The sequence below is a fragment of the Brenneria populi genome (assembly GCF_036016195.1).
GTDB classification, from domain to species: Bacteria; Pseudomonadota; Gammaproteobacteria; order Enterobacterales; family Enterobacteriaceae; genus Brenneria; species Brenneria populi.
Window position 1 is genome coordinate 26,838 of record NZ_JAYWTM010000025.1, and the last position, 12,294, is coordinate 39,131.

12 protein-coding genes are annotated in these 12,294 nt (G+C 54.4%); 10 read left to right on the top strand and 2 right to left on the bottom strand.

Annotation, left to right across the window (positions count from 1 at the left end; translation table 11 throughout):
* The first annotated feature begins 1 nt into the window (after position 1).
* The 10 genes from VSX58_RS18990 to VSX58_RS19035 all read left to right on the top strand — a co-directional run bounded on the left by VSX58_RS18990 (position 2) and on the right by VSX58_RS19035 (position 10,655).
* Positions 2 to 2,626, top strand: coding sequence for a phage tail tape measure protein (locus tag VSX58_RS18990; protein WP_327619465.1), 2,625 nt, complete (start codon positions 2 to 4; stop codon positions 2,624 to 2,626).
* Complete coding sequence (locus VSX58_RS18995) at positions 2,626 to 3,510, top strand: phage tail protein (RefSeq protein WP_327619466.1); 885 nt, start codon at positions 2,626 to 2,628, stop codon at positions 3,508 to 3,510. The genes VSX58_RS18990 and VSX58_RS18995 overlap by 1 nt, the downstream gene beginning before the upstream one ends.
* Positions 3,510 to 3,722, top strand: a complete 213-nt coding sequence (locus tag VSX58_RS19000; RefSeq protein WP_327619467.1) for a tail protein X — start codon at positions 3,510 to 3,512, stop codon at positions 3,720 to 3,722. Before VSX58_RS18995 ends, VSX58_RS19000 begins: the two co-directional genes overlap by 1 nt.
* A complete protein-coding gene (locus tag VSX58_RS19005) occupies positions 3,710 to 4,855 on the top strand; it encodes a phage late control D family protein (RefSeq protein ID WP_327619468.1) in 1,146 nt (381 codons plus the stop codon). The genes VSX58_RS19000 and VSX58_RS19005 overlap by 13 nt, the downstream gene beginning before the upstream one ends.
* Positions 4,852 to 5,445: a phage baseplate assembly protein V gene (locus tag VSX58_RS19010; RefSeq protein ID WP_327619469.1), complete on the top strand. Its 594-nt coding sequence runs from the start codon at positions 4,852 to 4,854 to the stop codon at positions 5,443 to 5,445. Before VSX58_RS19005 ends, VSX58_RS19010 begins: the two co-directional genes overlap by 4 nt.
* Before the next feature lie 26 nt (positions 5,446 to 5,471).
* Positions 5,472 to 6,350 carry an AbiJ-NTD4 domain-containing protein gene (locus VSX58_RS19015; protein ID WP_327619470.1) on the top strand — a complete coding sequence of 293 codons (879 nt, stop codon included), beginning with the start codon at positions 5,472 to 5,474 and terminating at the stop codon, positions 6,348 to 6,350.
* Between the two features lie 67 nt (positions 6,351 to 6,417).
* Positions 6,418 to 6,765 (top strand): GPW/gp25 family protein, encoded by a 348-nt coding sequence (locus tag VSX58_RS19020; protein WP_009113957.1) that lies wholly within the window; start codon positions 6,418 to 6,420, stop codon positions 6,763 to 6,765.
* Complete coding sequence (locus VSX58_RS19025; protein WP_327619471.1) at positions 6,756 to 7,862, top strand: baseplate assembly protein; 1,107 nt, start codon at positions 6,756 to 6,758, stop codon at positions 7,860 to 7,862. Before VSX58_RS19020 ends, VSX58_RS19025 begins: the two co-directional genes overlap by 10 nt.
* Complete coding sequence (locus tag VSX58_RS19030; protein ID WP_327619472.1) at positions 7,855 to 8,430, top strand: phage tail protein I; 576 nt, start codon at positions 7,855 to 7,857, stop codon at positions 8,428 to 8,430. Before VSX58_RS19025 ends, VSX58_RS19030 begins: the two co-directional genes overlap by 8 nt.
* Positions 8,431 to 8,432: 2 nt before the next feature.
* Positions 8,433 to 10,655 carry a phage tail fiber protein gene (locus VSX58_RS19035; RefSeq protein WP_327619473.1) on the top strand — a complete coding sequence of 741 codons (2,223 nt, stop codon included), beginning with the start codon at positions 8,433 to 8,435 and terminating at the stop codon, positions 10,653 to 10,655.
* A gap of 32 nt (positions 10,656 to 10,687) precedes the next feature.
* Here VSX58_RS19035 and VSX58_RS19040 read toward each other — a convergent pair whose 3' ends face one another.
* Together VSX58_RS19040 and VSX58_RS19045 are read right to left on the bottom strand one after the other, a co-directional pair.
* On the bottom strand, positions 10,688 to 11,455 hold the full coding sequence (locus tag VSX58_RS19040) for a CatB-related O-acetyltransferase (RefSeq protein WP_327619474.1): 768 nt from the start codon (positions 11,453 to 11,455) through the stop codon (positions 10,688 to 10,690).
* Between the two features lie 270 nt (positions 11,456 to 11,725).
* The gene (locus VSX58_RS19045) at positions 11,726 to 11,998 is read right to left on the bottom strand and encodes a helix-turn-helix domain-containing protein (RefSeq protein ID WP_319605984.1); all 273 of its coding nucleotides are present in this window, start codon (positions 11,996 to 11,998) and stop codon (positions 11,726 to 11,728) included.
* Positions 11,999 to 12,294: the final 296 nt, after the last annotated feature.

A 12,294-nucleotide genomic window follows, 5' to 3' on the forward strand; every position in this document is an offset into this window, starting at 1 on the left:
CGTGGCCACTGAATTTTCCATAGGCGTGATCATCGGCGGTGCCATCTCCGGGGCGTTTCGCAGCGCGGTGACGGGAACCCGGCGCACGCTGGACTCGATTGGCGAAACTACCCGCCGTTTACAGGAAAGGCAAAACGGCCTGACGCGGGCAATGGAGCGCTATGGTCAGATTGGTTCCCGCGCCAGCCAGCGCATGAATAGCGACTTACAGCGAGTTGGCCGCACTATGGAACAGCTTCAGCGGCAGCAAAATCGCCTCGCTTCAGCCTCTGTCGTCAGCGACGCGGCGCGAGCCAACCGCATGTCGCTCTATGCCAAAGGTGCGGAAACCTATGCGGTGGTCAGAACGGTGGCCGCGCCGATTATTAGCTCGGTAAAACAATACGCCAGCTTTGAGTCGGGGCTACGGGATATTGCTGTGACGGGTGATCTGGATAAAACGCAAGAGCAGGCTATTGGGACAGCTATTCGACAGGCAGCACTGAAAGTCAACCAGACACAGGAAGGGCTGCTAGGCGGCGTCGGGCAGTTGGTTGCCGATGGGATGAACCCGGAAAAAGCATCGCAGTTTGCCGGACTGCTGGGGAAAACGGCAACAGCCACCAAAGCCGATATGACCGATCTGGCCAAAATGACCTTTGCCTTCAGCGATGCGCTCAAAATCACCGATGCCAAAGAGCTGGAACAAGCCTTCGGTATGGCGGCGACGGGGGCAAAGCTGGGTTCGTTTGAACTGAAGGATATGTCGAAAGCCTTGCCGGGGCTGGCGAAGGCCTTTGCGGCGCGAGGGATCACCGGCAAAGAAGCGGTCACGCAGATTGTCGCCAGTCTGGAAGTGGCGAAAGGCAGTGGCTCCGCCGAGGAAGCCGTAACCAATATGAGCAACTGGCTGGCGGCAATGGGCAGAGGCGATACCATTCAGAAATACGAAAAAGCAGGCGTGGACTACACGAAGTCGATGCAAAGCTATGTCGCCAGCGGTTTCTCGCAGTATGAAGCTTCGCTGATGATTGCAGATAACTTTATCAAAGGGAAAGGCGATGCGTTCCTAAAGCAATTCCAGGCGGCGGGCGCGCAAGGCGATGCGGACGCTCAGCAGAAATTGATGGAGTCATTTGGTCTGTCTGAGGTTTTTACCGATATTCAAACCGTTAATCACCTGCTGTCGATGCGCCAGGGCTGGGATAAATATCAGTCCAATAAGCAGGCGATGAATAGTCCTGCTGCGCAAAGTACATTAGATACCGACTTCGCTAAACAAAACGACACGCTGGAAGCTCGCTGGCGACAAACGCAGATTACCGTTAATGACGCGGCTATCGGTATCGGGCAATCGTTGCGTCCGGCGCTGATCTCGCTGGGTGAAGCCATTATCCCTTTGCTCGATCAGGCGGCTAAATGGATTGCCGCCAACCCGGAAATCGTCAAAGGCGTGGTGACGGCCGCTGCCGGGTTACTGGCGTTTAAAGCCGCCTCCATCGGCACCAAGCTAGCGCTGAATCTGCTGTTATCCCCGGTGGTTGATTTGTGGAAAGGAGCGGTGCTTCTGCGCTCAAAATGGCTGTTGCTCCGTGAGTCGTTTGGAGCCGGAGGCCGCGTACGGCAATGGCTGGGAATATTTACCCGACTAGGAAGCGGCGCATTGTCGCTGGGCCGTCTACTCGGCAGCGGCCTGATGAGCGGTCTACGCCTGGCGGGCAACGGTCTGGCATGGTTGGGCCGGGGAGCAGCGCTACTGGGGCGTTTACTGGGCGGCACATTATTGCGCGGCATCACCCTCGTCGGTCGCGCTGTGCTGATACTGGGTCGGGCGTTAATGCTGAATCCCATCGGCCTGCTAATCACCGGCATCGCCGTGGGCGCATACCTGATTTACCGCTACTGGGGGCCGATCGGTAACTGGTTCCGGGCGCGCTGGAACGATATCCGCACCGCCTTTAGCGGCGGTATCGGCGGCGTGTCCCGCTTGATCATGAACTGGTCGCCGCTGGGACTGTTTTATAAAGTTTTCGCCGGGGTGATGAAATATTTCGGTATTGATCTGCCGAATAAATTCACCGAGTTCGGCGGCAATATTATCAGCGGATTGGTTAACGGTATCCGTAATCAATGGCAAGCCGCCAAAGCCAGCGTGTCTGAATTGGGCGGTAATATTTCCGGCTGGTTTGCCGACAAGCTCGGTATCCATTCGCCCAGCCGCGTGTTTATGGGATTCGGCGATAATATTGTACAAGGGGCCACCATCGGTATTAGCCGTACCACACCGCAGGCGGCACAGGCAGGATTGCAATTGGCGCGGGCGCTGATTCCCACTGTGCCTAAAATCAATTTGCCAGCACTACCGCCATTACCTTCGTTGCGTGCAAGACCGGCAGCGAAAGCCTCACCGGAAGTCCCGGAGTTGCCCACAGGAACGGAAAATACGGCTGTCGGCCGTCGTGCTGGCCGTCAGGCAGGCAATACCAGCGGCAGTATTCGGGTGACGTTTTCGCCCAACATTTATATGGATGGTAAAAGATCCGCTTCAACGCCGGAAATCGCCAGCGCATTGAATCTCAGTCTGCACGAATTGGAAAAAATGCTGGAGCGCATCATGACGCAACAACAACGCCGGGGGTATGCCTGATGTTTGCCGTTCTCGGAGATATTGAGTTTGAGTTAATCACCTATTGGGACGGCTTCGAGTCCACCTTTGGCGTCGATTATGCCGAACATAGCCGTATTGAAGGTAAACCGGGCTTACAGTTTATCGGTGAGCAACTGGATGAGTTCCGCATTAGCCTGGTATTCCACAGCATGTACTGTACGCCGGATAGCGAACTGGCCCGACTGCGTCGCGCCATGCAGGCGCATCAGGCGCTGGCGCTGGTATTCGGCAACGGCGACTATCGCGGCTGGTTCGTGGTTACCGCGGTGACGGCCAGCAGCCAGCAGACGGATGCGTCCGGCAATGTGATGGCTATGACGGCGGAAGTCACATTGCGCGAATATACCGGCGATCCGAAAAGCTCGCTGGTTCCCCCCGCGATTAAAAGCACCGTTCCGGATAGCGGCGTTGTCACTGGCGCGGTGACCAAACCCAGCGGACTGGCGCAGTCGGTGCGCGATGCCGTGAGTAACGCCAAAAAAGCCCAGTCGGCACTGCAAACTGCCTCCAGTACGGTGCGCATGGTGCAAAAAATGGCGTCCAACCCGGCGATTGCGCTGACCCTCGTTCCCGGTCTGTTAACGCACATCAGCGGCGTTGCCACGCCATTAGCTGCGTCGGTTCCCGCGCTGAGCGCCATCACCGCAACCTTCCCTGATGCTATTCGCGTCGCCAGAGCAACCGGTCAGGCAACCGACTTTGTTAACGCGGCGCGTGATTCCCTGGCGAACGTCGACAGCCGCAATATTGCCAGCGCATTGAACAGCGTTTCCGGCCAGTTCAGTTCTGCTGGCACCTTACTTACCAACGTTTCACCAACGCTGAGCCAGATAACGGCGGCGATTGCCACGCGGAGGGTGTGATGTATATCGAGCATGTAACTAAAATGGGCGAGCGCTGGGATCTGCTGGCCAACCATTATTACGGCGACCCATTAGGGTATGAGCGGATTATCGCCTCCAATCCGCATGTCGCCATCACGCCGGTGTTGCCTTCCGGTATCGTGCTGCTGATCCCGCTGATTGCAGCGGATGAGGCGGTGACTGCCGAGGAGATCGCGCCGTGGCTACGTTAATTCAGCAGGCTAATCCTTCTTCGGGTATTTCCGGGGTGCTTCAGCCGATCTTTTCTCTGTGGTATCTGCAACAGGATATCACTAACGATATCGCGCCCTATGTTACTCGCGTCAGCTATAGCGACAATATCAAGTCGGAATCGGACACCATCGACGTCGAACTGGAGGATGCCGACGGTCGCTGGCTGGATAAATGGTATCCGGGCAAAGGCGATACGTTGACGCTGAAGCTGGGCTACAGCGGAGAAAAACTGCTGTCCTGCGGTACCTTCTCTATCGATGAAATCGAAGTCGGTGGGCCGCCGTCAACGGTATCGATTCGCGGCGTGGCCGCGTCGGTGAACTCGGCGTTACGCACTAAATCCAGCCGGGGTTTTGAAAACACCACGTTGGCCGCTATCGCCAGTCGCATTGCCAAAAAGCACGACCTGAAACTGGTCGGCGGTATCGAGCCGGTAAAGATTGATCGCGTCACCCAATATGCCGAAACCGACGTCGGCTTTCTGAAGCGGCTGGCCAGCGAATACGGCTATGCGGTCAAGGTGGTCAGCGATCAACTGGTATTCTCGCATCTGGCCACGCTGCGCCAGCTCGCTCCCATCAGGCAACTGACGCCGCAGGATGTGGCCCGCTATTCGCTGCGCGATACCATCAACCGCGTGTACAAGTCGGCAAAGGTCAAGCATCAGAAAGCCAGCGATAAGAAACTGGTGGTGTATGAGGCGGACGGCAGTACGACGACCACGACGAAAAGCGGCGGCAAGGCCACCAGTGCGGATACGCTGAAGCTTAACAGCCGCGCAGCGGACAAAGACAGCGCGCAGCTTAAAGCCGATGCGGCGCTGGATGGGCATAACGAGTACCAGCAGACCGGCTCAATAAGCCTGATGGGTACGCCGCAGCTCATCGCCGGCAACAAAATCGAGTTGGTGAAATTCGGCCAACTGTCGGGTCACTGGCTGATCACCTCCGCCCGGCATTCGTTTGACCGCAGCAGCGGTTATATCACTGAGATAGAGATTGCACGCGGCCCGGTCACCACTGGCAAATCGACGCGCAGTAAAACGCAGAAATTAACGGTGTATAAGCCGGACGGCACCACTGAAACCGTCACCAGGGAAAAGAAAAAATGAGCGTATCCCGCCAGGTCGGCACCGTCAGCGCCATTGACCCAAAAAACGTCCGCGCCCGCGTTCGTCTGCCAGAATGCGATAACCTGCGCACCAACTGGCTGGACGTACTGCAACACAATACCCAAAACAACAAGGACTACTGGTTGCCCGACGTCGGCGAGCAGGTTGTCGTGCTGCTGGACGCCAATGGCGAAGACGGCGTGATCCTGGGCGCGGTCTATTCCAGCGTCGATACGCCGCCCATCAATAACCCGGACGCACGCGGCGTGACCTATGCGGACAGCGCGGCGTTTTACTACGACCGCCTAACCCACACGCTGACGATTAACGGCGGTATCGAGCATATTGTGATTACCTGCGGCGCGGACGTGACGGTGAAAACGCAAAAAGCTGTTATTGACGCACCGGAAACGGAAGTGACGGGCAATCTGCTGGTGAAAGGCAAATTCACCTATCAGGGCGGTATGGCGGGATCCGGCGGTGATGGCGCGGCGGCGATTATTCAAGGGAATGTCAGCGTTGAGGGCGATATCGATGCCGGTGGTAAGATCATGGACAAGGGCGGCAACTCGAATCATCATACTCACTGAATATTATCTACTTTTCAGGTGAGCATATGCCGTCTTTTTCTCAGCGGATGGGAATCCGCCCGATGCAGAAAGCGATTCAGCGTGAGTCGATGGATGATGAGTTGCGAATTAGTTTGTGGAATATAACTGAAATACTGATTTGGCAACAATGGAATGATGATTACGATGACTACTACGGAACGGTTCCTGAATCAAATGAAAGGATTACACATATAATCAGAGGGTTGTGGTTCAATTATTTCAAGGAACCTGTCGATACAATGCCGCCTTTTCATTTCGACTATACGACAAATGAATTAAATGCCCATCAATTTATAAAAAAATACCTTTTCAGCGCTGACTGGTGGCAAGTGTACGATTTTATAGAGGTATTATTCCTAATAATTCAAGATAAAGAAAAAGTTAAAAAACTTATTGTCGCTATGAATATCGCTCTTGAGAGAGAAAATTCGGCGTACCGTATTGTCGACGGGAAGGTACTTGAGACTACTGATGAAAAAGAGATTACTTCTATCGAAGATGCAATAGGACATGGAACAATATCAGTAAAAGCGCATCTTCAACGAGCCTTAGAACTCCTCTCCGACCGTAAACAGCCCGACTACCGTAACTCCATCAAAGAGTCTATCTCCGCCGTTGAGTCAGTATGCAATGCTATTTCTGGCGATGCGAAAGGTACGCTGGGTAAAGGTCTAAAACAAATTGAAACCGCTATCAGCCTGCATCCCAGCCTAAAAAATGCATTTTCAAGTCTGTACGGCTATACCAGCGATAGTGGCGGTATTCGCCATGCTTTTATTGATGGCGATGTCTCACCTTCTTTTGCCGACGCCAAATTTATGCTGGTTGCCTGTAGCGCCTTCTGCAATTTTTTGTGGACGAAGATGGCGGAAAATGGGCGCTAATTCCTGGATTCTCCTTTTTAACTCCCTTTAATATCGGCCAATCCTTCCGGGGGCGATACTGCCCCCCATGAATACTCACTCTGTTTTCTGGCAACCGGCCCTGCAACGCCCCGGCGAACTCGTCGAGGGGGTCGCCGATATCACGCAGGCCATCCACATCATTCTGCGCACGCCGCGCGGCAGCGATCCCCATCGTCCCGAATTCGGCAGCAATTTGCATCGCTACATCGACTATCCCATCGACCGGGCCGTTCCGCATGTGGTGCGTGAAGCGGTTGAGGCCATCAAACGCTGGGAGCCGCGTTGCAAATTACTGGCGGTCAAACCGCTTATCAGCGGCGAGCAGATGACGCTGCGCGTGAGCTGGGAAACCACCAGCGGCGTATTGCAGGCTACGGAGGTGTTATGGCGGTAACTGAAGAACCGATCTTTATTGCGCGTGACGCCGAGGCGATCACCGCCGAGATGATCGCCAAATATGAAGCCGATAGCGGAAAAACGCTCTATCCGGCGCAGGCGGAGCGCTTACTGATCGACCTGATCGCCTACCGGGAAATGCTGCTGCGCAGCGGCATTCAGGAAGCGGCGAAACAGAACCTGGTGCGCTATGCCCGCGCGCCGATGCTCGATTACCTCGGAGAACTGGTCGGCACTTACCGGCTGGCGGCTCAGGCGGCGCAAACCACGCTGCTTTTCAGCATTGAAGCCGCACTACTGACGGATACGCTGATTCCGGCCGGAACGCGCGTCAGCGCTTCAGACAGCATTGTGTTTGCTACCGATGGCGACGTGCTGATGAACGCGGGAGCGCTGAGTGCGACCATTAGCGCCACCTGTACGCAAACCGGCACCGCCGGGAATAACTGGCAACCGGCGCAGGTCAGCACCCTGCTGGATGATATTGCCGATGTCGATTTCACGGTGATCAACACCGTCGCCAGTTCCGGCGGCGCGGAAGAAGAAAGCGACGATCGGCTACGGGAACGCATTCAACTGGCGCCGGAGTCCTTCAGCACCGCGGGTTCAAGGTTGGCGTATCGCTATCATGCGCTGAGCGCGCACCCGGATATTGTCGATGTGGCGGTGGTCAGGGCTGAACCGGGCATCGTTCATCTCTATCCGCTGCTGTCTGGCGGGTTGCCCGATACCGCGCTGCTGGCGCAGGTGGAAAGCGTCTGTTCGGATGAGAAAGTGCGACCGCTGACCGATACGGTCGCCGCCAAAGCCCCCGTTCCGGTGGAGTATAGGCTCCATGCCCGGCTGACGCTTAAACGCAATGTTCAGACATTGCCTGTCAAACAGGAAGCGGAACGGGTAGCCGCCGACTGGGCGGAAAACCGCCGCGCAACGCTGGGACAGGATATCGTCCCCAGCCAGATTATCGCCGCGCTATCGCTCGATGGCGTCTATAGCGTCGAGATGTTATCCCCCGGATTAACGGTGCTGGAAGACTGGCAACTCGCCGTTTGTACCGGCGTCACCGTCACCATTGCCGGAGTCGCCGATGAGTGACGTGCTGCTTCCTCCTCCGCTGGCCGCCGACGTCAGCTTCCGGTCGCTGGCGTCGCTCATCGACCGCTTTGACGCGCTGAAGCTGGAAGCGCTGATGGTCTATCTGGTCGATATCGTCGACAGCAGCGCGCTGGATTCGCTGGCCGAACAGTTCTCGCTGACCGAAGACGGCTGGCAACTGGCGGAGTCCGAAGATGCGCGCCGGGCCATGATTAAATCGGCCATTGAGATGCACCGTTATAAAGGTACGCCGTGGGCGGTACGCGAGGTGATCCGTAGCCTGGGGTTCGGCGAAGTCGAACTGATCGAGCATATCGGACGGCTCAACTACGACGGCGTCCGCAGTTACAACGGCCATATGGTCTATGGCGATAAAACCCAATGGCCGGTCTACCGAGTGTTGCTGCAACAGCCCATCACCAACGATCAGGCGCAGATACTGCGCAATACCCTTGAGATGATCGCCCCCGCACGATGCCAGTTGGCCAGTCTGGAATATTGGGGCGTCCCTATTCGCTACAACGAAACCGCATCGTATGACGGTAACTATAACCACGGGAGTGCATAAGTATGGCGAACTTGCCGGAAAAACAGGAATGGATTGACGGTATCTACCAACTGGAGACCTCAGACCCGGTAGTCGGCGGCCCCGGCGGCGTATCCAACCGACAGGCGGAACAACTGGCTGACCGTACCGCCTATCTGAAGAAGGAAGTGGAAAGTACCGGAGAAAACCTGCAATCGCATATTAAAGCCGCCGATCCGCATACGCAGTACGCGCCGAAAGCCAGCCCTGCATTAACGGGAACGCCGACTGCGCCGACTGCGGCAGCGGGCGTCAATAATGCGCAGATCGCCACCACGGCCTATGTGATGGCCGCGATAGCCGCATTGGTTAATGGCTCGCCGGGGGCGCTGGATACGCTAAAAGAATTGGCCGCCGCGCTGGGAGATGATCCGAATTTCAGTTCCACCGTGCTGAATAAGCTGGCGGAAAAGCTGGATAAAGCGCAAAACGGCGCGGATATTCCCGACAAAGCCAAATTTATGGCGAATGTCGGGTTAAAATCCGCTGCTACGCGTGCAGTTGGCTCTGCGGCCAGCGATATTCCCGATATCGCTATCGGCGATGGGCGCTATTTAGGGAAAACCGCCACGGCGGCAGCGGCCACTAAATTAGCCGCCGCGAGAAAAATCGCCGGCGTGACGTTTGATGGCACGGCGGATATTGCGCTGACGCCTGCTAACCTCGGCGCTCTGCCCATTGCGGGTGGCACGTTGACCGGTAGTTTGATTTCAACCGTGGCTGATGCGTTGCGCAGCATCAACGGCGGGTATGGCGTGATTCAGCGTAATGACGGCGCAGATTTTTATATTCTGCTGACCAACAAGGACGCCGCCAGCGGCTCCTGGAACAGTCTTCGCCCCTTTAGAATTAATCTGGCCACCGGAAATATTGATTTCGGCCATACGGCCAATGCCGTCGAACTTCAGGAAAAAGGCCAGCGCGTCTACAGCCCCAATAATAAACCCTCAGCGGCGGATATCGGCGCGTTGCCTGCTGGTGGGACGGCGGCAGCGGCCACCAAATTATCCATGGCCCGGAAAATCGCCGGCGTGGCGTTCGATGGTACGGCGGATATCGCGCTGACCCCGGCTAATGTCGGAGCGTTGCCTGTGGCGGGAACGGCAGCGGCGGCGACCAAGTTGGCCGCCGCGCGGACTATCAACGGTGTAGCGTTTGACGGCACGCAAAATATTTCTCTGACGCCGGCTAATATCGGTGCATTACCCGCGTCGGGAGGAACTATTACCGGTACCGTTATTTTTCGTGGTTTAGTCGAGTCCAGAGGAAATGGAATCGAACTTTATCACAACACGCCGTTTATCGATTTTCATTTTGGTAATGATGAAAGTAGCGATTATACATCGCGTATTATTGAATCTGCGAAAGGTGCCCTATCCGCACTTGCCAGTTTAAACGTTAGCGGCACACTGTCTGAAGCGGGGAAACGCGTTTACAGCCCGAATAATAAACCTACGGCAGCAGATGTGGGCGCGTTACCTACTGCCGGTACAGCGACGGCGGCCACCAAGCTGGCTACGGCTCGAAAAATCAACGGCGTTGCGTTCGATGGCACAAAAGATATTGATGTCGGGGCGGGACTGGGATTAAAACTGGTTGCGTTGTTACAGACGTCAGTCCATCGATTAGATGAGGTATCATTTAAGGCGATCGATGCGTCTACGTTGGAGGCTACATTCTCTTTTAATTCTCGAGGCCGTTTTATTGAGACAGGCGAAACGAAATTGTTGCTGCTCGATCAAGCCGCCACATCGTCACGTTATCAACCGGTGGGAAAATTTGTGGTTACGTCAGTAACTGCGCCGGCGAGCGACACAAAAGATACGACAATTAGAATTAGTTATCCGTCGCACGGTATAGCCACAGGAGCAGAAAAAACATTTCGCCTGGGCGGTTTCATTTATAGAGAAGTTGGTTGCTCTTTTGATGGACACATTAGTACAAATGCCAGTTTTACGTATGCGTATCTTATGACGCTTACTAATGCGTTATCCTCTAAAAATGTACCTATTATGACGTCAACGGGTAGCAACGAATACGCTTATAATAATACTTATGGCACCCGAACATTAGCCGTTGATAACCATGCGATGGTAATCAATGCTGAGCAGGTTGCTACTAAGACCATTAATTTCAATGTGGTAGATAATAATACCAACGAATCGTTGAAGTCGGATATGGTCACTATCATGGTATACGACATTTAACATAGCGGCTCTCATAAGAGAGCCTGTGTATGTTAATCAAGCTCTTTAAACACTTTTGATAAATTTATCTTTTTGTACGGGTGCGTGATGATATCGCCGTGCTTAATTTTTTCCTCCAGCCGATCAATAAAAACATGGATGTCATGGTTTGCATCGGTGGGAAGGTCGGCAGGCTTGTAGTCCCACCAGTTGAGATCCAGCAATTGATGAATGACATTTTCGTCAAATCTGAATCGGATAATTCTTGCAGGTACACCGGCGACAATCGCGTAAGGGGGGACGTCTTTGGTCACAACCGCGTTAGCGCCGATAACGGCTCCATTACCAATCGTTATGCCGCCCTTGAGTACGACGTTGCCGCCAATCCAAACATCGTGACCGATACTGGGAAGCGGCAAGTTTTGGTTGAAGCACTCCCGGTGCCGCATACCGGAGAGTCTGGCAAAATCATCATGGTATGTTATCGGGTTGGTCGTGAATCTGTCGGTGGGGTGCTGAGTTCCCATAAACGTAACGCCCTGGGCAATACTACAGTATCTCCCTATGCGCATTTCATTAGGCAACCAGCAGTCTGCATAGGAATATGCCCCCACTGAGCAAAAGCCTCTACGCGGCATCGTGGCAAAATTTTCGGCGAAAATATCACATGTGACAGTGAAGGTTTTCCCTTTCTTGAACCACCAAGGCTTCCACTGTTTGTACACGCCTTTTATTTTCAGTGTGTGTTCCAGAAAGATATTCTCTGCAACGCAGAACTCTTCATGACGCGCGGTCCATCTGAAGCTGAGCGGATAATCCATTTTCCCTTCGCTTACCCCTAGAGTAGCTGTGCATGTAAGTTTATCGTAATGATATCGTCAGCTTTTTGACTTTCTTTAAATTGCTTGATGGAACAGTGAAATCGATCACAAGGGAATGAATGAGAGGGGATTATTGCTGGGTAAGATCAAACCTCAAGGCGCGGATACCGAACTAACAATGACGAGCGTCAGGACCGGTTCATAAACCGAACCAGCCCCGCTAACAATCAACTCAAATTCAGTCACGGCGGCAGTACGATTAAAAAATCACTACGCGGCAGGCTTATGGCCTCGATCTCTGATTACTCTGGATATCGGGCATCCGTTAGTATCGTAATATCGACTGGGCCAGATCTCCGATGGGGGAATGCCAAGCGCATTGGCGATCAACAATTCGCCTTTAGGCCAGGGCCGCAAAAGCGCGTTTGCCAAAGTGGAAGAACTTAATCCCGCCGCCCGCGAAACGGCGGCAAGCGTGGTTCCTTTCTTACGTAAAGCGGCGATGATGTCGGCCGGATGCCAGTCGTTGTGCTGTATAGTCATATTCACTGCTCCCCTTCCTGGTGGCGATTCAGACAGGGTTTGCAGTACCGGCATGTGACCACCCGGCGCGGATTTCTCCGCCCCTGCCTGAACCGCCATTGAGGCGAGCACAGGCGCATCAGTTGAATGATTCACTGATGGGTCACAGTTCGGGGCTGCAAATCCCCGGCTCTGGATTTTGCCAGAGCAGTAATACGGTAAAGGGTTGAGGTGAAAAAGTGAAATTGTTTCTCATATACTGCAAAATTTTTCGCCGCCATTTATCTCACAGGTCACGACGCATTTATCGCGCGCGG